At 58.9% G+C, this 21,422-nt stretch carries 5 protein-coding genes and 3 pseudogenes; 5 read left to right on the forward strand and 3 right to left on the reverse strand.

The features are described from left to right. The gene (gene gmtY / locus U873_RS34225; RefSeq protein WP_043274483.1) at positions 1-1,356 is read right to left on the reverse strand and encodes a gamma-mobile-trio recombinase GmtY; all 1,356 of its coding nucleotides are present in this window, start codon (positions 1,354-1,356) and stop codon (positions 1-3) included. 250 nt (positions 1,357-1,606) lie between these two features. Between gmtY and U873_RS34730 the strand changes: the two are divergent. The 5 genes and pseudogenes from U873_RS34730 to U873_RS35020 all read left to right on the forward strand — a co-directional run. Beyond that, positions 1,607-1,894, forward strand: a pseudogene (locus U873_RS34730) (transposase); the annotation flags it as partial. Between the two features lie 242 nt (positions 1,895-2,136). Further along, on the forward strand, positions 2,137-3,870 hold the full coding sequence (locus tag U873_RS0104845) for a ShlB/FhaC/HecB family hemolysin secretion/activation protein (RefSeq protein WP_025127157.1): 1,734 nt from the start codon (positions 2,137-2,139) through the stop codon (positions 3,868-3,870). A gap of 27 nt (positions 3,871-3,897) precedes the next feature. After that, positions 3,898-17,610, forward strand: coding sequence for a hemagglutinin repeat-containing protein (locus U873_RS0104850; protein WP_025127158.1), 13,713 nt, complete (start codon positions 3,898-3,900; stop codon positions 17,608-17,610). Further along, the gene (locus tag U873_RS0104855; RefSeq protein ID WP_025127159.1) at positions 17,607-18,458 is read left to right on the forward strand and encodes a PoNe immunity protein domain-containing protein; all 852 of its coding nucleotides are present in this window, start codon (positions 17,607-17,609) and stop codon (positions 18,456-18,458) included. Before U873_RS0104850 ends, U873_RS0104855 begins: the two co-directional genes overlap by 4 nt. Positions 18,459-18,604: 146 nt before the next feature. Next, positions 18,605-18,907: pseudogene (locus U873_RS35020) on the forward strand (hypothetical protein); the annotation flags it as partial. A gap of 408 nt (positions 18,908-19,315) precedes the next feature. On the opposite strand, the gene U873_RS0104860 reads toward U873_RS35020, so the two are convergent. After that, the gene (locus U873_RS0104860; protein WP_025127160.1) at positions 19,316-19,900 is read right to left on the reverse strand and encodes a plasmid pRiA4b ORF-3 family protein; all 585 of its coding nucleotides are present in this window, start codon (positions 19,898-19,900) and stop codon (positions 19,316-19,318) included. A 3-nt stretch (positions 19,901-19,903) separates the two neighbouring features. Then, positions 19,904-21,410, reverse strand: a pseudogene (locus U873_RS34230) (IS66 family transposase). Positions 21,411-21,422: the final 12 nt, after the last annotated feature.

The raw sequence follows: 21,422 nt of genomic DNA on the forward strand, positions 1-21,422 counted from the left end.
TCAGTGTAGGCTGATTTTGTCGATTGTTGACATTTTTTGTCGTATCTCTTCATGTGTTGGCTGAATATAAACTAAGCATGAGTCGGGGCTTTTATGATGCATGCATTTTTGTATTTCAATTTGATTGAATCCATTTTCTCTAAGCCTATATCCATAGCTATGCCGATGCCCGTGTTCACTTGTGCCAACTATTTTTCGGTGCAGTAGGCCAACTCGTTCCACAGCCGATTTATGTAGGCGTTGGGCGTTTTTTAGAGTTTCAGGCTCTCCCTTTGAGTTGGTGAATGCATATGGGTGGTCGTGTGCTAGATCTGGGTCAGTGCGCTGTTTTTTGAGGTAATTAATCCATACGCTTAAGAAATCTGCCGCTTTATGGGGTGGGAAAAATTGAACTGAAAAGTAACCATCTTTGTTGTCAAGTACTGGGTTTTTCCATCCTAAATGAAGTCGCTCTGTTTTCAGGTATTCAGTTCGGGGTAATAGCCCGTAATGTATTGCTAGAAATTGCTTTCTGGTAGGGTATTGCTCGTCAGGTGACTTCCCGTTAGACGGATGATAGACCCTTACAATGGCCTCGTTATTTTTATCGTCTAGAATAATGTCTGATAAGTAAAGGTGCAGTGCTTCTGACTTGCGTAAGCCACCATAATGCATGAGCAGAGTTAAGGCTTGACCTTTGTAGTCAGGTGTCGATGTACCGGGATGTTTGGTGTCCGGGATGACGAAGCCCCGTTTTATTAACAGATCAATTTTGTCTTCAGGGAATCTTTTTGCTGGGGCAATATTTGAAGGGGGGCGCTGTGGTCCTTTTACTTCGCGAATGGTGCTTAACGCTTCGGCGTGTTTGTCCGGATCCACAAGGTGATTCAGGAAGATTCTATTTCGCTTATGGTGGAAGGCGCACCAGTTCATCCGCTGTTCCGTAGAGGAGGCTTGCCTGAAAGGGTTGGCAGGCTTTATTTTGAAGTCACTTTGACGTGTAAGCCAGTCCGTATAGTTTGTTATTAGGAAAAGGAGATCTGAGCAGTGTTCGCTAGATCTTGGTAGCCAAAAGAGGTGCGAGGGATCTTTTAGGGTTCTTGGATCTACGGTACCTTCTTCTAATGCTCTTGCAAATGATGCGAGAAGCTTTGTTGTCTGCCTAAATAATCCCGCGTTTGCATTGATGTACTCTATTAGTAGCTTAACAGCTTGTGTAGACTTCTCTTTCCAGGATGAACTCTTCTTACTGTTGTCAGCAAGGTAGCGAAGGTGTGAAATTAATAGTCCGCTTTCGGTAAATAATGCAGGGAGCTTTAGAAATCGGCCGGTTTGGTCGTTTTGGTAGCGAGCTTTAATCTTTATGATGTAGGCCATTGCAAATATCTGGCAGGTGTCGTTTGGATCGTAAGCAGGTTTGTATCGCGGTTTTCTAAAGCTTCTTGAGAGAGGGTGTGCACAGAACAGTGTCCATAGTCTAGACTATATCTTGATGTGTGCAATTGAGTTGGCTTGATTTGCTTTAAATATTCGGTCTCATATATGGCTATAAGATTTCCAATAGCTCGGATCGAAACTGAACCGCCCCGGGCATCTCGGAGACTCCAACCTTTGAGGGGATGGCGCAATGAAGGCATCAACGAAGTATTCCTCAGAAGTCCGTGAACGGTCCGTCAGAATGGTGTTCGAACACCTGGCTGAATATGAATCGTAGTGGGCTGCCATCAATGCCATAGCCCCCAAGATCGGCTGTACGCCGGAAACATTACGCCTGTGGATCCGGCAGGTTGAGCGCGACAGTGGCCGGCGTGATGGACTGACCACTGCCGAGCGCGAACGGATCAAGCTGCTCGAGCGTGAGAGTCGTCAGCTACGACAGGCCAACGAGATCTTGCGCAAGGCCTCCGCCTATTTTGTCCAGTCGGCACTATTAATCTTTCGACTTCGGTGAGTTTGTACTCTCCCGAACCGCGGGCTCAAGCGGCAACTCATGCAGGGAAGCCTTGATGCACTGCCGATCCAGGAGTGGCTACAGCATTGCGGATTGGCTGTTCAGTCGCACATCTGAAAGTGTTTTATTTAATTGACATTGAATGTAGTGGCTTATTAATGTCACGCTCCTTTTTTGAGCCTTGCCGCTATTTCGAAGGACCGAACATGTATTTTCCTACCCTCGGGATGAGGTTGTGTTGTGTGTTGTCCTGCCTGGTGTTTTCGCCCGGCTCACTGAACAGTGCTTCTGCTGCCCCGCTGAACAATCCTGGTGACCAGGACCTGATCCGCGACCGGCAGAACCGCCTGCTGCAAGAGCAGCAGCGGCGCCTCGAAGAACTCAAGGAGCTGCCCGGCAAGAGCGCTGCGCCGGTGGCGCCCACGGCCCCGACCGACAGCCGCTGCTTCCCGATCAAGGACATCCAGCTCAAGGGCGCCGATTCGCTGTCCGCCAGCGAGCGTGACAGCCTGCTCAAGCCCTACATCGGCCAGTGCCTGGGGGTGGCCCAGCTCAACGAATTGCTCAAGGTCATTACCGACCACTACATCGCCAAAGGCCTGGTCACCAGTCGTGCCTACCTGCCGCAGCAGGACCTGTCCCGCGGGCACCTGCAGGTGCTGGTGGTGGAGGGCCGCCTCGAAGGCCTGAAGGCGGCCGAAGGCAGCAAGCTCACGGCGCGCGAGCTGGACATGGCGTTTCCCGGGAGTGTCGGGCAACGGCTCGACCTGCGGCAGATCGAGCAGATGGTCGACCAGCTCAACCGCCTGCCGTCGAACCAGGCACAGATGGAACTGGCCCCCGGCCAGGCGGTGGGCGGCAGCGAGGTGCTGGTCAAGAACACCCCGCAAAAGCCCTGGCGGGTCGGTCTGTCCCGCAGCAACGACGGGCAGAAGAGCACCGGCGAGCAGCAATGGGGCAGCTCCTTGGAATGGGACAGCCCCCTGGGCCTGGCCGACCAGCTGGTGCTGCGCGGCGGCCACGACGCTATCAGCGACCACCAGAAGACCTCGCGCAATGCGATGCTCTACTACAACCTGCCGTTTGGCTGGTGGAACCTCAGCTACAGCTACAGCCAGAGCGAATACCGCTCCCTGGCCCAGGGCCAGGGCTTCAACTTCAAGCAGACCGGCGACAGCCAGAACCACCAGTTGCGCCTGGAGCGGGTGATCCATCGCGATGCCCTGAGCAAAACCTCGCTGAACAGCGGCCTGAGCTACCTGCGCACCAACAACTACATCGAAGACAGCAAGCTCAGCAACAGCAGCAACCGCCTCAGCGAGGCGCAGTTCGGCATCAACCATGGCCGGCGCATCGGCAGCGGCTTTCTCAACCTCGACCTGGGGCTGCAGGACGGCATCGGCGCCTTCGATGCCCAGCGTGAAAACCAGCGCGACCGTTTCGGCAACCGCCAGGCCAACGCCCGTTATCGCAAGTACAGCGCCACCGCCAGCTACCTGCAGCCGTTCAAGCTGTGGGACGAATCCCTGGTGTTCAGCAGCCTGGTCACCGGCCAGCGCAGCGAGGACCTGCTGTTCAGCTCGCAGCGCATGAGCCTGGGCAGCCAGTCTTCGATCCGCGGCTACAAGGACCAGAGCCTCAACGGCGACAGCGGCTACTACTGGCGCAACGACCTGCGCTGGACTCGCCCGGTGGGCTGGGACTGGCTGCGCCCGGTGTTCGCCGAGTACGGCACGGGGCTGGGCTATGACTTCGGCGCGATCCGCAACGACCGCTACAACGCCGAGCAGCATGGCCGGGTGTCCAGCGACTCCATCGAGCTGTTCGCCCGTGGCAAGCACCTTGCTGCCAGCGTGACCTTCGCCCATTCCCTCGAGCGGCCAGATGCCCTGAGTGAACGCGAAGCACCGATCTACTTCCGCCTGGATCTTTTTCTCTAATTTCGCTCTTTACCCGAGATAAACGACATGGACGTTCGTCAGTTTGCCTTCCTGGCCCGCCAGCCTTCCGCAACCCTGCAACCGCGTGATTCGTTCTGGGGCCTGCCCAAGCGTGGCCTGGCGTTCATCCTGGCGAATGCGATGTTCTGGCAGCCGCTGCTGGTCATGGCCGATGGCATCGTGGTCAACGGCAGCGGCACCACGCTCGGCCAGGCGGGTAATGGCGTGCCCATCGTCAACATCGCCACGCCCAATGGCAGCGGCCTGTCCCATAACACGTTCAGCGACTACAACGTCGGCCAGCAGGGCGTCATCCTCAACAATGGCATCGACCGTACCCAGTCCACGCAACTGGGCGGGATCATCCTTGGCAACCCCAATCTGGGCGGTCGCGCGGCCAATGTGATCCTCAACGAAGTCAACGGCGGCAGCCCCAGCCAGCTCAAGGGCTACACCGAAGTGGCCGGGCAGTCGGCCCATGTGATCGTCGCCAACCCCTATGGCGTGACCTGCAACGGCTGCGGCTTCATCAACACCCCGAAAGCCACCCTGACCACCGGCAAGCCGGTGATCGAGAACGGCCAGATCCAGCGCTACCAGGTGGACCAGGGCAGCGTTGCCATCGAAGGCGCGGGCTTGAATGCCAGCAATATCGACCAGTTCGAAATCATCACCCGCAGTGCCAGGATCAACGCTCAGATCCAGGCCAAGCACCTGGCGCTGGTCGCTGGCGCCAACGACGTCGACGCCAAGACCCTCAAGGCCACCGCCCGGGCCGCCAACCCAGCGGATGCCCCGCAACTGGCCATCGACTCCTCGGCCCTGGGCGGCATGTACGCCGGGGCGATCAAGCTGGTGGGCACCGAGGCCGGGGTGGGGGTGAAGCTCGACGGCAAGCTGATCGCCAGCGGTGGCGATATCCAGCTCGACGCCAACGGCCAGTTGCGCATGGTCGACGCCACGGCCGAGAAGGGCGCGGTGGCGATCAAGTCCCAGGGCCTGGAGGCCCAGGGCGCGGTGTATGCCGGAACCGAACTGAAGGTTGAAACCCAGGGCGATCTGAATAACCGCCACAACCTGGTGGCCCGGGATCGCATCACGCTCACCAGCGGCGGCGCCCTGAACAACCAGGGCATCATCGAGGCTGGGGTCAATGCCGACAACAGCCGTAATGCCCAGGGCGACCTGACCCTGCGAGCACAGAGCCTGGACAACGCCGGCAAGAGCCTGGTGGCCAGCCGTGATGTGAGCGTGACCACGGTGCAAACCCTGGACAACCAGGGCGGCACCCTCAGCGGGCAGCGCCAGGTGACGATCAACGCCGGGACTCTGGATAACCAGAACAAGGGCCGCGTGCTCAGCGCCGGTAACGCCGACCTGACTGCCGGCCAACTGCGCAATGCCCAGGGTGGGCTGGTCAACAGCGCCGGCCAGTTGAACGTCCGGGCCGCAGCCCTGGACAACCGGCAGGGCGAACTCTCGAGCCTGGCCGGCCTGAAGCTGCAAGTGGCGACGCTGGACAACGTCGCCGGGCTGGTCACGGCCGGTACCCAGTTGCACCTGAACGTCGACGGGGCCCTGAACAACCAGGGTGGCCAGCTCACCAGTTTGCAGATCCTGGACCTCAAGGCCGGGCAGGTGGACAACCGTGACGCAGGACGCATCGCCAGCAACCACAAGCTGACGGCCAGCGTCACGGCGCTGGACCAGCGCAACGGCGGACGCCTGACCAGCACCACGGCGCTGGACCTGGATCTGAACCAGGGCTTTCTGAACAATCAGGATGGCTTGATTCGTGGCCCGCGCCTGGTGCTGAACAACCTGGCGCAGGTCAGCAACCAGGACGGCGAGATCTCCAGCGCCCAGGCGTTCACGCTGAACGCCCAGGGCCTGGATAACCGCGGCGGCGAACTGCTGAGCGACCAGGGCCTGACCCTGCGCCTGGATCAGGCCCTGAACAACGTCGGCGGCCTGATCTCGGCCAAGGGCCTGACAGTCCGGGCGGCTGCGCTGGACAACAGTTCCGGCACACTCACCAGCCATGACGCGCTGAACCTGAACCTGGACGGCGCCCTGACCAACCACGAAGGAGAGCTGTCCAGCGGCGCCGATGGCGAACTGCACGTGGCCAGCCTGGACAACCACGCCGGTAAGCTGATCAGCGAAGCGCGCCTGACGGCCATCATCGCCGGCCTGCTGGACAACCAGGGCCAGGGGCAAATCAGTGCCCAAGGAGCACTGGCGATCCAGGCGGGCAGTTTTGACAACCGTCAAGGCCACCTGATTGGCCAGGACCTGCTCACTCTCGACAGCGCGCTACTGGACAACCGCCACGGCAAGGTCAGTGCCGGGCAGCGCCTGCAACTTAACGTCGGCCATCTGGATAACCGTCTCAACGGCCTGCTGCTGGGGCGCTCGGCGGTCAACTACCTGGGCACGACACTGGATAACCGGGGCGGCTTGCTAAGCGGTGCCGGGCCGGTACAGCTGGATGCTGCGCTGGTGGAAAACGCCGGTGGCCGGGTGGCTAGCCAGGCAGACCTGAACGCCAATGTCGAACGTTTCAATCAGCAAAAAGGTGAGTTGGTGGCCCAGGGCAACCTGAGCCTGGCAGGTCGTGTCCTGGATAATCGCGAGGGCGGGCTGGTCGGCGCAACAAAAGCGCTGGAACTCAAGGTCGATGACATCGACAACCAAAGCGGGAGCCTGTCTGGTTCCACCGGGGTGAAGGTCAATGGCACGCGCCTGGACAACAGCAGCGGCAAGTTGCTGACCGACACGGACCTGACGCTGCAGGTTGCGCAACTGATCAACCAGAGCCAGGGCCTGGTCTCCGGCAAGGGCCAGGTGACCGTGCAAGGCCAGCGCCTGGATAACCGCGAAGGCACCGTCTCCGGGGAGAAGGGCCTGGCGCTGTACCTGAGTGGCAAGCTGGACAACACCCGGGGCGTGCTCACCACCGAAGGCGCCTTGGGGGCCAGGGCCGCCAGTGTGGATAACTCCACCGGCAAGTTCTCCAGCGCCGGCGCCCTGACCCTGGCCAGCAGCGGAGCCCTGGACAACCGGCAGGGTTCGATCAGCAGTGCCGGAGGCCTGGGGCTGGACAGCTCCAGCCTGGATAACCGCCACGGCCTGCTCGATGCCAAGTGCCCGGCAACGGTGACCACCGGAGCCTTCGACAACACCGTCGGCGGTCGTCTGGTCAGCCTCGACAGCCTCGAACTCAAGGCCGGGCAAGTCAGCAATGGCGCCGGCAGCCGCATTGTCAGCGATGGAGCGCTGACGGCCAGCGTCAGCGGTTTCGATCAGCAGGGCGGCCAGCTGTTCAGCAAGACCTCGCTGAGCCTGGACCTGAACAACGGTCAGTTGAACAACCGCCAGGGGCTGATCAACGGCCCGTTGCTGATGTTGAAAAACCTCAATGGCGTCGACAACCGCAACGGTGAGATCTCCAGTAGCCAGGCCTTTGTCTTGGCCGCCAACACCCTGGATAACAGCGCCGGCAAACTCATCAGCCAGCAGGCCCTGACCCTGCGTATCGAACAGGCCCTGGTCAACCTCAAGGGCCAGGTGTCCGCGGCGGCCTTGCAGGTGCGCAGTGCCAGCCTGGATAACCGCGACGGCATGCTCAGCAGCCGTGGCACGACGACAGTGGCCGTCGATGGCGCGTTGCTCAACCAAGGCGGCAGCCTGATTGGCGATGGCCTGACCCGGCTCGATGCCGCCAGCCTGGATAACACCCATGGCCAGGTTTCCAGCAAGAGCGATGTGTTAGCCCGGGTGGGGCAAGCCAGCAACCACAACGGCCTGCTGCTGGCCGATGGTTCGCTCACGCTTGAAGGCGCCGGCCTGGACAACCGCAACGATGGACTGGTCCGAGCGACCCAGGGCGTGGAGCTTAGGGTCGCCGAGATCGATAACCGGGGCGGTGAAATCTCCAGCAAGGCGAATGTGCATCTCAAGGGGCGGCAACTGGATAACAGCGATGGCGGCCAGGTGCTCGCCGGGCAGGCCTTGGACCTGACGCTGTCCAGCATTCTCAACCGTCAGCAGGGCAAGCTGCAGGCGCAGACCGCGCTGGCCGTGAGCGGGACCAGCCTGGACAACACCGGCGGCAGCTTGAGCAGCCAGGAAGATGTTACCCTGGAGCTTGCCGGGGACCTGCTCAACGATCAGGGGTTGTTGAGCAGCGAGGGCCGGTTGACGGTCAACACTGCCAATCTGCATAACAACCAGGGCGTGCTGTCCAGCGCCGGGCAGCTGGGTATCACCAGTCTTGGCCTGGTGGACAACCGAGGCGGGCAACTGGTGAGCGATGCTGGCCTGGTCTTGTACAGCGCCAGCCTGGATAACACTCGACAAGGAACCTTGAGCAGCGCCCAGGCCCTGCGGATCACCACCGGGACGTTCGACAACAGCCAGGACGGCCATGTCAGCGCTCGCGATACCCTCGATATTCAGGCCGGCCAGCTGAGCAACCGCGATGGCGGCCAGCTCACCAGCAACCAGGCGCTGAGCGCTACGGTCACTGGCCTCGACCAGCAGGGTGGCAAGCTGTCCAGCAACAGTGCTGTGACGCTCGACCTGAATCACGGCCAATTGAACAACCAGGGCGGCCTGATCAACGGCCCGCTGCTGAACCTGAAGAACCTCAAGGGCGTGAACAACCAGGGGGGCGAGATCTCCAGCGCCCAGGGCTTTGTCCTGACCGCCGAGCACCTGGACAACGGTGCTGGCAAGCTGCTCAGCAACCAGGCCCTGACCCTGCGCGTCAGCCGGGAACTGAACAACCTCAAGGGGCTGATCGCCGCCCAGTCCATCGATGGCCGCGCCGCCAGCCTGGACAACAGCGGCGGCACGCTGACCAGCCGCAGCGACCTGCTGCTGAACATCGATGGCCAGTTGGGCAATCGCCAGCAAGGGCTGATCAATGCCACCCGTACCCTGACGCTCGGCAGTACCGGCCTGGACAACCAGCAGGGCACCTTGACCGCCGCCGCCATTGGTCTCGACCTCGGCGCCGGCGACCTGAACAACAATTCGGGCCTGATCAGCAGCACCGGTGTCCTGACCCTCGAGCACCTGCGGGACCTTTACAACCGCCAGGGTGAAATATCCACCACGCAGCAGCTGCAGCTGGCCGGGCGCCGGCTGGACAACGACGCCGGCACACTGATCAGCCACCAGGGCCTGAGCCTGAACGCCGGCCAGATGAGCAACCGTGGCGGCCTGATGTCTGGCTGGCAAGGGGTGAAGATCGATGCCGCGAACCTGGACAACCGCAACAACGGTACGGTCTCCAGTCGCTACGGCAAGCTCGAGGCCCATGTCGCCAACGACCTGCTCAACCGTGACGGCGGGGCATTGGTCAGCCAGCAGGACCTGAGCGTCAGCGCCGCCAACCTCGACAACAGCGAGCGCGGCGTACTCTCCAGTGCGGGCGGACAACGCCTGAGCGTCAGCGGGCGACTCGATAACAGCCAGGGCGGCCTGATCGACAGCGGCGCCGACCTGGACCTGCAGGCCCAGACCCTGGTCAATGCCGCAGGCACGATCAACGCGCAGCAGCAACTGAGCGTGACCGGCACCCACCTGGATAACAGCGCGGGCACCCTGGCCAGTAATGGCGCGGTGACCCTCGACCTGCTGGGTGCCCTGGTCAATACCCGGGGCAAGCTGGCCAGCGCCGAGCAGCTATTGCTCAAGCGCGCCAGTCGGGTCGACAACCAGGGCGGCGAGCTGATCAGCCAGGGGCTGCTGAGCCTCGCCGCCGGCAGCCTGGACAACCGCAACCGCGGTACTGTCGCGGCCAATGGCGCCTTGCTCCTGAACATCGACGCAGCCTTGCAGAACAGCACCGACGGCTTGCTCCACAGTCGCAACGCGGACGTGAAGCTCAAGGCCGGCAGCCTCGACAACGTGGCCGGTATGATCCAGGGCCAGACGGCCCTGGACCTTGACGTACTGGGCGCCTTCGATAACCGGCGCGGCAAGGTCATCGCCGAAACCGCCGACCTGAGTCTTGCGGCCGCAACCATCGACAACCGTGGCGGCACGCTCTCCAGCCTCAAGGGCGCCTTGCAAGGCAAGGCCCTGGGGGGCTGGCTGCGCAATGACTTCGAGCAGGACAACCCACGCCAGGGCGGAATCATCCAGGCCCAGGCGCTGAGCTTGAGCAGCGCCAGCCTGAACAATCATGGCGGTCGTCTCGCGGCGCAAAGTGGCGACACGACCATCACCACCGGGGATTTCGACAACCGCGACGGCGGCGTGTATGCCAAACAAACGGTCAAGGTCAACGCCGCCAGCTTCGACAACAGCGGCGATGTGCGTGGCCAGGTCGCGGGCAACCGGATCGACTTCGACCTCAGCGGTGCGCTGAACAACCAGCGAGGCATCCTGGAAAGTGCCCAGACCCTGAACATCCGCGCCGCCAGCCTGGACAACCGCGGTGGGCAACTGCGGGCGCTGGGCGCAGAGGGCCGCACCGGCTTGCAGATCGCCGGGGCATTCGATAGCCGTGCCGGCAAGCTGGAGACCGCCAACCGTGACCTGACCCTGGATGTCGGCAGCTTCCAGAACCAGGGTGGCAGTGTCTTGCACGCCGGCACCGGCACCTTCGATATCAGCACCGACAACCTGACCCGGGCCGGGGGCAACCTCGTGACCCGGGGCGGCCTGACCCTGGACACCGACACCTGGACCAACAGCAGCGTGATCCAGGCCGGCCGCCTGACCCTCAACGTCAACACCCTCAACCAGACTGCAGAAGGCCAGCTGCTGGCGTCCGAAAGTCTGGTGGGCCGCGGCGGCAACTGGTCCAACGATGGTCTGATCGCCAGTGATGGCAGCCTCGCCCTGACCCTGGCTGGGAGCTATGGTGGCAGTGGCCGGACCAGCAGCCAGGGCAGCCTGGACCTGAGCGCCGCACAGTTGAACCTGACCAGTGCCGGCAGCCTGGCGGGTGGCGGTCGGACCTCGATCGACGTACTCGGGCAAATGAGCAACCTGGGGCGCGTGACCTCTAGTAGCGACCTGCACATCAAGGCCGACACCGTGCTCAACCAGGGCACCCTGGCCGGCGCCCAGGGCTTGACGGTGAAGGCCCGCAGCTTGAGCAACGGCAGCCTGGAAACCAACGGTGGCGGGCTGCTGTTCAGCGGCGCCGACATGGACCTGCAGGTTACCGAGCTGACCAACAACCGCAGCGACATCTACAGCCTGGGCAACCTGGTGGTGGCTGGCCGTGACAGCGCACGGGCCGCCAGGATGGAGAACATCTCCGGCACGCTCGAATCCCAGGGCAACATGCAGCTCGATGTCCAGGAGCTGATCAACCGCAAGGAAAAAATCGACTACAACAAGGAGTTCGTCTCCGGAAACATCACCGTCTCCAACTACTACTCGGGGAGCAAGCACCGGCAAACCAACTACTACGCCCGGGAGACCTTCCGCAACGTCATCAAGGAGGACTCGCCGCAGTCCCTGCTCCACGCAGGAGGCAACCTGATGGTCCGGGGCGGCGACATCACCAATACCAACAGCACCCTCAGTGCGACGGGGAACATCAGCATCGATGCTGACAACCTCCTCAACAAGGGCGACGTAGCTGGGGAATCCGTCCGTACCCGGATGTGGTATTCCGGTTGGGCCAAGAAAAAGAGCGATTACGCCTTCAGTGGCGGCTACGTTGCCTCCTACAACGCGCAGACGACCCCGACGCCTATCTCCGAGCAAGCGTTCAACAACTACACCTCCGCCTGGGGCGGCGGCCTGGTCAGTGACGTCACCACCGATTCGCAGGTCGTGGGAGGCGCGATCTCCCCGGCCATCATCCAGGCAGGCGGGGCGATCTCGATCAAGGCCAGCCAGACGCTGGTGAACAGCTCGGTGACCGAATCCAAGCGCCCTGACCGAACCTCGCAGCCCGGGGCCGATACTTCGGTGCGCGGTGGTGTCGAACCGGTGGTCGTGAAGCTCAATGCACAACTGCCGCCAGACCTGGCCCAGCAGCAGGTCAACCCGCTGACCCTGCCAGGGTTCAGCCTGCCCTCGGGCCAGAACGGCCTGTTCCGCTTGAGCCAGCAAGACGGCAGCACCGCCACGGGGACCGCGCCCCAGCAGTGGAGCATGGGCAGCGCCCAGGTCAGCAATGTGCAGCACCAGAAGGCCGTGCCCACGGGCGTGGAACGTGAGGTGGCGATCACCGGCCCGACTCAGCTCCAGGCCCAGGCGCTGGAGTCACTCCAGGCCAATCGCCAGAAGGGTGAGCGCGCGACCGGCGCCACGGCGATCACTGTCGCAACGCCCGGTATCGAGACAGGTCCGCTGGGGCGGACCACGGTTGCCGATAGTCAGGCAACCGCGGCCTTGAGCAACCAGGCCTCCGACCCTGGCTTGCTGAACATCAACCGCGTGCAGGGGTTGCCGGAGCGCTCCCCGGCGGCTCAGCCGCACAAGTACCTGATCGAAACCAACCCGGTGCTGACCGACCTCAAGCAGTTCATGAGCTCGGACTACCTGTTGTCCAACCTGGGCTACAACCCCGATGAAAGCGCCAAGCGCCTGGGCGACGGTTTCTACGAACAGAAGCTGATCCAGCAAGCGGTAACCGCCCGCACCGGCCAGCGCTTCATCAATGGTCAGGACACCGACGAGAAGCTGTTCAAGTACCTGATGGACAACGCCATCAAGAGCAAGCAGCAGCTCAACCTGGCGGTGGGCGTGAGCCTGACCTCCGAGCAGGTGGCGGCCCTGACCCACGACATCGTCTGGCTGGAAAGCACTGAAGTGAATGGCGAGCAGGTGCTGGTGCCGGTGCTCTACCTGGCCCACTCCAACAACCGCCTGGCGCCCAATGGCGCGCTGATCGCCGGCAGCGACCTGAACCTGATCGCCGGGAAGAACCTGGACAACGCCGGCACCCTGCGGGCCACCCACAACCTCTCGGCCCAGGCCGGGCAAGACCTGGTCAACAGTGGTCTGATCGAAGCCGGCCAACGCCTCGACCTGTTGGCCGGCAACACCCTGGTGAACAAGGCCGGTGGCATCATCGCCGGGCGTGACGTGAGCCTTAGGGCCAGCCAGGGGGATGTGATCAACGAGCGTACCGTTACCGGCCTCGATAGCGGCATTGGCGATCATCGCTTCCACAACGATTTGCTCGACAGCAGCGCACGGATCGAAGCGGCCAACCAGTTGAGCGTGGATGCCGGTCGCGACCTCCTCAACAACGGCGGCAGCTTGAAAAGCGGCGCCGACCTGAGCCTCAAGGCCGGTCGTGACATCCGTATCGCCTCCGTCGAGAAAATCGACAGCGCTAACCAGGGCGCCCATCACCGCAGCCAGACCATCGCCCAGTCCGGCTCCACCGTGGAAGCCGGACGCGACCTCAAGGCCCAGGCGGGCCGTGACCTTACTGCCATCGCCAGCCAGATCGAGGCCAAGCGCGACATCAACATGACCGCTACCGAGAACCTGACCCTGGCCTCGGCAGCCGATGAAGAACACGCCTATAGCAAAACCAAAAAAGTCACCCGCCAGCAAGACCAGGTCAAGCAAGTGGGAACCAGCGTCAAGGCGGGTGGTGATGTGAGTTTGGGGGCGGGACAGGATTTGGCCCTGATTGCCAGCCGGGTGACGGCGGGGAATGAAGCTTATTTGTATGCCGTGGGTGATGTGAACCTGGATGCGGCCCAGAACAGTGACTACAGCTACTTCAGCAAAACCAAGAAGTCTTCGTCGAGTAAGAAGTTTCGCCTTGATGAGACCGAGAGCATTGCCAATGTGGGTAGCTTGGTTAGCGCAGGCACTAACAGTGTCTTGGTGGCCGGTAAAAACTTGCAATTGCAAGGCAGTACGGTGATTGCTGAAAAAGGAAATGCAAAATTGGCAGCGGGCAAGGATGTCCAGATCCTTGCTGTTACCGACTCAGAGAGTGATCGGCATGAGCGTAAGCAAAGCAAGAGCGGTTGGGGCGGTCTGAAGTCAAGTAAAGTTGAAGATAAAGTCAGCGAAATTCGTACTACTTCTGTCGGCAGTATGGTGTCGGGCGATACCGTCAGCGTCACTGCCGGCAGGGATACGACTGTTACTGGCTCTTCGCTGGTCAGCACGGGTGACTTGAGCGTATTGGCTGTTCGGGACCTCACTATTGACGCTGCGGCCAATACCTTCTCGCGCACAGAGATGCATAAGCAGAAAAATCGTGACCTGACAGGCATATTGACTGCCAACAAGCTAGGTGTGGACGACATCACCGGCAATCAGCATCTTTCCATCAGCAGTCGGAAGCACAATGGTACCGCTCAGGAAACGACCCTTGCTGGCACTACCATCGGCTCCAGTGCCGGGAACGTAAATCTGAATGCAGGACGTGAGCTCAAAGTTGTTGCCAGTGACTTGGTCAGTACCAAAGATATGTCCTTGAGTGGGGCAGATGTCACCATTGCGGCGGGTATTGAGACGGCCAGACAAACCAGTACAGATAGTGCGAGAAGCCTGGCAGTGGGTCGGGTCGTTGGCGGTGCGTTGGTTGACACTGCGAGAAGTATTCGTGATGCGACCAAGGCCGCCAAGGAGGCCGATGATTCACGACTCAAAGCCGTGAAATTGGCTCAGGCTACCCTTGCGGCCTACAACTTTGGGGGGCAGGCTTCCGATGCAAACGGGCAGAGTACTGGATTCCATGACAAGCAGGGGGGGAGTCCCAGCAATGGCTCGTTGATCAAAATCGGCACTGAGTTGGCGAGTGTGCATAGCAAAAGCAGTAGCGAGTACAACAGCCAGACTGCCAAGCAGAGCACCCTTAAGGTAGGTCAAGAATTATCCATTACAGCCTCGGGGGCGGTCGCCGGTTCTCGTGGCGATATCCAAGTAGTGGGTAGCAGCCTTGAGTCAGGCAACACCTTGTTGTTGGCAAAAAACGATGTGCTTTTGCAAAGTGCTCAGGATACCAGTGACCGTAAAAACAGCGGATCAAGCAGCAAAACAGCTATTGGCGCCAGCTTCAATATTGGCGAACAAAATGGCTTTACCCTGGACTTGGGCGCTCAGGGGGCCAAGAACAAGGGTAGCGGAAGCTCTGTCACACAGGTCAACACCACGCTGAAAACCAAGGAGTTGGTGCTGCAAAGCGGGCGCGATACTGCTCTTGCCGGAGCACAAGTACAGGCTGACGTTATCAAGGCGAAGATCGGTGGCGATCTTAATATCCAGTCTCGTCAGGACACCGAATCGAGCGACAGCAAGCAAAGCAGTGGTGGTGTTGGAGCAAGCATTTGCATCCCGCCATTCTGCTACGGCTCGATGGTGACTGGTTCGGCCAATATCGCTGCTGGCAAGACGAAGAGTGACTATAAGGCTGTAACTGACCAGAGTGGTTTCTTCGCGGGCACGGGTGGTTACGACATCCATGTAGGCAAGAACACCACGCTTGATGGGGCAGTGATTGCAAGTGAGGCATCTGCTGACAGGAACCATCTCAGCACTGATCGTTTGCTTGTCAGTGATATCAAGAACACCAGCGAGATACAGAGCCAGTCGGCAGGTATCGGCATTTCATCGAGTAGCGTTGGTGGTAGTTCCCTGGGTGGCAGTATTCCGGTAGCGCTTGCGGAAAAAGATCGTAGTCACACTCGTAGCGCCGTGAGTGACGGCACGATCGTGATTAGAAGCCCTGAGGGCGACAAGGACCTGGTAGGGCTCAACCGCGATACCAACAATGCTAACCAGCATCTGGACCGACCCGATGAGAAGAAGATACGTGAACGCATAGATCTGATCCAAAGCTCGGCACAATTGGCCAGTGGGGTCATCAGTGCAGTAGCCAAGGCTAAGTCCGACGAAGCCAAGAAACTTGAGCAGCAAGCCAAGGAGCAGGCCAAAGCAGGTTCTCCGGGTGCCGAAGCGACGGCACGGGCTGCTGATGCTTCGTATGCTGAAGCGCAGCGTTGGCAGGTTGGTGGTGATAAGAAACTGATGGCGGATATCGCATCTGGCCTTATTGCGGCGGGCCTGGGTGGTGCTACTGGTGGTACTGCGGTGGGGATCGTTGCCAATACTTCATCCAGTGACATCTTCAATAGGATCGGTACTTTTGCCGACGCTCAGAAGAATCGTGAAGGCATTGATAGCGCTACTAAAGCAGCCTGGGAGGAAGGAGGCGCAGCACGTGTCTTGTTGCATGCGCTGGCAGGAGCCGCTATCGGTCTTTCCAGTGGTAACGCACAGAGCGGAGCCTTAGGGGCGGGAACCTCGGCGGCGCTGATTCCATCGCTCATACAAGCGTTAGCTGACAGCGGGATGAAAGAGGCCGATCAAAAAGCTATTGCTTCGTTGGTCGCCGCGGGTGTCGGCTCGGCGATAGGGGCTGGTGGTGGTTCGACTGGTTCGATTGTTGCCGGAGGGACTGCTCTGGGAGTTGAGAAATACAACCGCCAGTTACATCCGGATGAAATCAAGTTTGCTTCCGAAGATGAGCGCGTCAAGCGTTACGCCAAAGAGAGAGGCATTACTGACGAACAAGCTCGCATGGAGCTTCTGCGAACCGCCGCAGCAATGGTTGATCGAGGATGGAGCAACGTGCTGGGGGTTGGAGAGGGGAACAGGCCTGAGGCTGTTAGATTTCTGCGTACGGAGCTTTCGCAATCGAAGAGTACTGATCTTTTTCAAGTAAGTTTGGCTGACTATAACAACGAGCGATTGGGCTTGAGCCGGCTGATGAAAGATCGGAAGTCAGTTGAAAGTCTGGTCAAGTACATTGAGTTGGTCGATCCATATACATATCTGCACGATCCTAAAAATCAGGCTGAAATCCTTAGCGCGAAAGGACAAGGTAGCGCCGAAGGTTTTGCCAATGCAGTAGAGGGAGCTGCCAGTTTCGCGTCTAAGACGACTCTTTGGTTAATGAGTACGGCAAACTGCCCGAGTTGTGGCGGGCGCCAGTTTGCTGCGGCCTTGGAGGCTGTCCAGAACTTGCCGGAGGAGTATAGGCTCAAGGGCTACCTGGACACGCTGCATATCATGCAAGGGTATGGTGCTGATGTTCTCCGGCAGAATGAAGCCGGTGCCACGTCTGCGGGTGTAGGGATTGGTCTGGGTGGCTTGGGAGCGGGCAGCGCAGGGGTAGCGGCCACGCGCTTGACGGGCGAGCTTGCTGAGGTAGTGGGAAGACGCTTTACCGGCATACTCAATGAAGCCTCCGAACAAGCATTGATCAAGAGCGGTGGCATTTTTGGTCCTGATGGCAAGCCAGTGATGGATCTGGGGATTTTGACCAGAGAGCAAAAGGGTGTCATGGGGGACTTGTTTGGTGAACGTTCTGTACAAAAGATCGTTCCCGATGGGCAGAAGCTAGCTCGGGTGCCAGGTGTAGGCGAAACTGGGATCGATGATCTGTACAAGGTCAATCGCTCGGATGTCGACTTTGTCGTTATCGAATACAAGTTCATTGGTGACAATAAAAAGTCTGGTGCTTCGGGGCTAGGTAGTACTCGGGATGGCAAGCAGGGCTCTATGGCATGGACGCTTGGGGGGGATCGTTTATTGCGAGCAGTAGGAAGAGATCAGACTCGTGAAATTCGGACAGCAGTTGAAATGAATCGTACTGAAACTTGGGTAGTAAGAACTCGACCAGACGGCTCTACAGAAGTAGAGGTGCTAGACGCGCGTGGTAAAGTCAAAGCAGTAGATACCTCAAAAATATTACCTTCCAAGAATTTGAGTGGAGCACTTCCATGATTCGTGCACCGTTGGGCGATAAAAACTATTGGGACAACCGTAGAGCAAAGGATCTGGAGTGGATTGAACGTGCCAGTAAAATCTTGGCAGAGCCCTCAGAAAATCCGATTTATAGGCCTCAATTTGCGTTCGATTTTGCTAAAGATAACTTGACCTCAGGAGTCAGGGGCTATTCGCAGGGAGGAAGTGTGCTGGAGATAATCACCTACTTTCCTCGCCTTTTAGATGCATGGGAGCTTTCCAATCGAGTCTCTGCTGAAGTTTGTGCCGAGTACGACCTTCAGACTTGTCGCGATTGGGTCTTTGAGCTGGCTGATTTGAATCACTACATCTGGTGTTTCTGGTTGGTGGGACTGGCGCTCGCCCTGGAGCTTCCCGATGACCAATGGCTACGACTGGTGACGCTGATAGGTGCGGAAGGCCAGGATATTCTATTGGATCGGATCATTGCCTTTCGTCAGCCTGGGCGAGTGATTGGAGAACAGCTGTTGCATGCCAAGCCCTACGCCCGGCTGCTCAGGGCCATAGATGCGCCAGTAGCTCAGCAGGCTGGTCTGTTACGTGCATTTGTTGAGCATTGGTACCCAGATTTGAATCGACGGGGCCGGCAGCAGCCCTGGTGGTATCTCTATGGGGACCCGGTAAAGCATCCTCTTGAGATGGGAGGGTATTTTGGTCGCTGGAGCTTCGAGGCGGTTGCAGCGGTGAAGGCGTTTGGGATCGACGATAGTGCCTGTATAGGGCATGAACACTACCCTGGTGATCTATTGCACCCGCGTGAGGCGGAAGCGGTCGCAGCCAACCCAGGTATCAAACTTGGATGGTGGTCGCGGCTTCTCGGGAAGTGAGGGCAAGAGAGGGTAGCTATAAGATTAATTTAGGTGAGAAATACTACATTGAAGCCTTCTGCTACCTAATTTCGTTTAAATTCGGATTCTTTGTCAGAGGCTTTTTTTCAGGGGATTTAGTCTATCTTTGTCGAGCATCGTTAGTTATGAAAGAAAGTATCCTTGTTTCATTGGGCTTGGCCATTGTCTTGACGGGATGCCACTCCAATATCAGGGACTCTTCTCCAAGTTTTCTCAAAGATGGCATTCAGTTGCAGCAAAGTAAGTTCGCCATCGACGCGGAGCATGCCAAGATCATTATGAGTGCAACGGGTTTTACCTACCCAGTACAGTTCTCTTTACGGCGTAGTAGCGATACCGACCAGCGTCCAGAGATCTTGGGGACTGTAGTGGACTCTGGTCGAGGCAAGGTTTTTGGCTGGATTGCAAAATTGGGGACTGTCAGAAATTTTGTGTTCGGGCATAACATGCGAAAAAAGGTGCATGTATGCCGACTAAGGATGGTCTGAAGTAATCCGATATTTTTGATCGACTTCCGAACCTGCCGTTTTTGAAAGCAGGGAGTCGATCTAAAACGACCAAATCACCCGCTCACTTCTGTGTTTTTAGCCGCCGCGAGCACCTCGCGACGGCTAATACCTGCATCACCGGCACATCTCTCCCGTATTCGTCAGCAAGTGCCGGCGCGCCATCCACAGATTTGAAAGAGCGAATAGCGTGACCAACTGCGCGGTATTTTTTGGGTTATCGGTTTTTCGTGTTGGTGCAGGCAAAGCGCAGCGTTAAACCATATTGGCATTAGCTTCAGTTTTACGTGTTGTTACACTGTAAGCGTCCGCCCGACACCCTCTTGTTGATCAGGCCTTCACCTGCTTCTTCAGCCATTGGTTGACCCACTCGCAGTCAAATGCCGTCGGATCAAATCCATCATCCCCATACCACTCCGACATTGCTTCATGCTCAGGGTGATTCGGATCCACCAACGCCGCCAAAAACTCTTCATACCCAGGCGCACCACCAACGTCTTCCGGCGGACGTGCATTGGCCCCTTCAATGCAACATGGCACTTGCGGGAAAATAATCGCAGGCAAAGTTTTCTCGACTTTAATACGCAGCTCCCAGTTGTCGCCGAAGTCATAGACATAACGAAACGTCTTCTTCCCGTACAACACGCTGATCAGCTTTTTGCGCTGCTCCGAAATCACCGGCGGGCCCCAATCCGGGTCCGGCACACCATAACTCTCGCCATCGATTTCAAACTCGTGCAGGTGCGTGTCGCTCCAGCCAAAAACAGCCTGGATCACGTGATGCAACTTGCTTAAGGTGATGTTTTCAGGCACCGCCACCCGACGCCAGATCGAAGGTTTTATCCATTTAAATTCGATGTGCAGTATTAGGACACGGTCGATTTCTACTACGGACAGATGAGATGTTTTTTGCATGGATCAAGCAGCCTCGCAGTGTTCGATAGGATTAAGAGAAACGTTCCAGGGCAGCAGTTCATCCACCCGATTGATCGGATGGTCGGCGATCCGCTCCAGCACATGAGTCAAATAGGCTTGTGGGTTCAAGTCATTGAGTTTGGCTGAACCCACCAGGCTATAAATCGCAGCAGCACGCTCTCCACCGGCATCGGAACCGACGAACAGATAATTTTTTCTGCCCAAGGCAACGGCGCGCAGCGCTCGTTCGGCAGCGTTGTTGTCGATTTCGATCCGCCCATCATCGCAGTAGCGCACCAGAGCCTGCCACCGATTAAGGGCATAGAGAATCGCGCCGCCCAAGGCCGATTTTTTCGACAGTTGAGTCAGCGTTTGGTTGAGCCAGGTGTGCAGTTGCTCCAGCAGCGGGCTAGCTCGGCTCTGCCGAGCCGCTTTTCGCCGGTCAGGCGGTTGGCCGAGAACCTCGCTTTCAATGGCGTATAGTGCCGCGATTCGTTGCAGCTGCATCGGCAGCGAGCGGTGAAGATTGGTCTTTGTACACGTCGTAAAACTTACGCCAAGCGTGAGCCCAGCATGCCGCTTCCTGAACACTGCCCGAGCTATACAGTTGAGCGAAACCAGCGTAGCCGTCCGCCTGCAAGATCCCGCTGAAGTTTTCGAGGTGAGTACGAGGATGCAACCCTTTGCGATCCGGCGAGTAAGCAAACCACACCGCCGCCGGCGTCGTGTAACCGGCGGGCCGGTCGTCGCGCACATACGTCCACAGTCGCGCCGTTTTGGTTTTACCGATGCCGGGTGCGAGTGCACCAATCGGCGTGTCGTCGGTATGGACTTTATGGCCACTCATGACGTGGCTTTTGAGGGCGTTGATCAACGGCCTAAGCAACTGGCTGCTCTGGCCGACCCAATCGGCCAAGGTCGAGCGCTCCAGATCCACGCCCTCGCGGGCGTAGATCTCGGACTGCCGATACAGAGGAAGATGGTCAACGAACTTGGAGACCAGTACATGGGCCAGCAGCCCAGGCCCAGCCAAGCCCCGAGCTATCGGACGGCTTGGTGCAGGTACTTGAGCAATGTGCTCGCAGCAGCGGCACACCAGCTTGGGGCGAACATGGCGAATCACCTTGAAACGCGCCGGGACGTACTCCAGCACCTCAGACACATCCTCCCCCAACTGGCGAAGCGTCCCACCACAACCGGAGCATTGCGGTTCGGGCTGATGGACATGAATTTCGCGAGGCAGATGTTCAGGCAATGGCTTACGACGGGAAACGGTACGCGGTGTTGGCTCAGCGACTGCTGTCGCTTCAGCCTGGCTGACCTCCAGTTCTTCAAGGCTCAACTGGAGTTGATCGATCATCGCATCCAATTGCTCGGAACTGCGCCCGAACTGCGTGCGACGCAGTTTGGCGATCATCATTTTCAGGCGCTCAATCTCTGCCCGCTGGGCAGAGACCAGCGCCTTCAAGGCGTGAAGATCATTCGGCAAGGAGTCGGTCATGTGAGTCATGGCCGAATGTTA

Origin of the sequence: Pseudomonas sp. PH1b (assembly GCF_000633395.1) — a bacterium.
Classification (GTDB): Bacteria; Pseudomonadota; Gammaproteobacteria; order Pseudomonadales; family Pseudomonadaceae; genus Aquipseudomonas.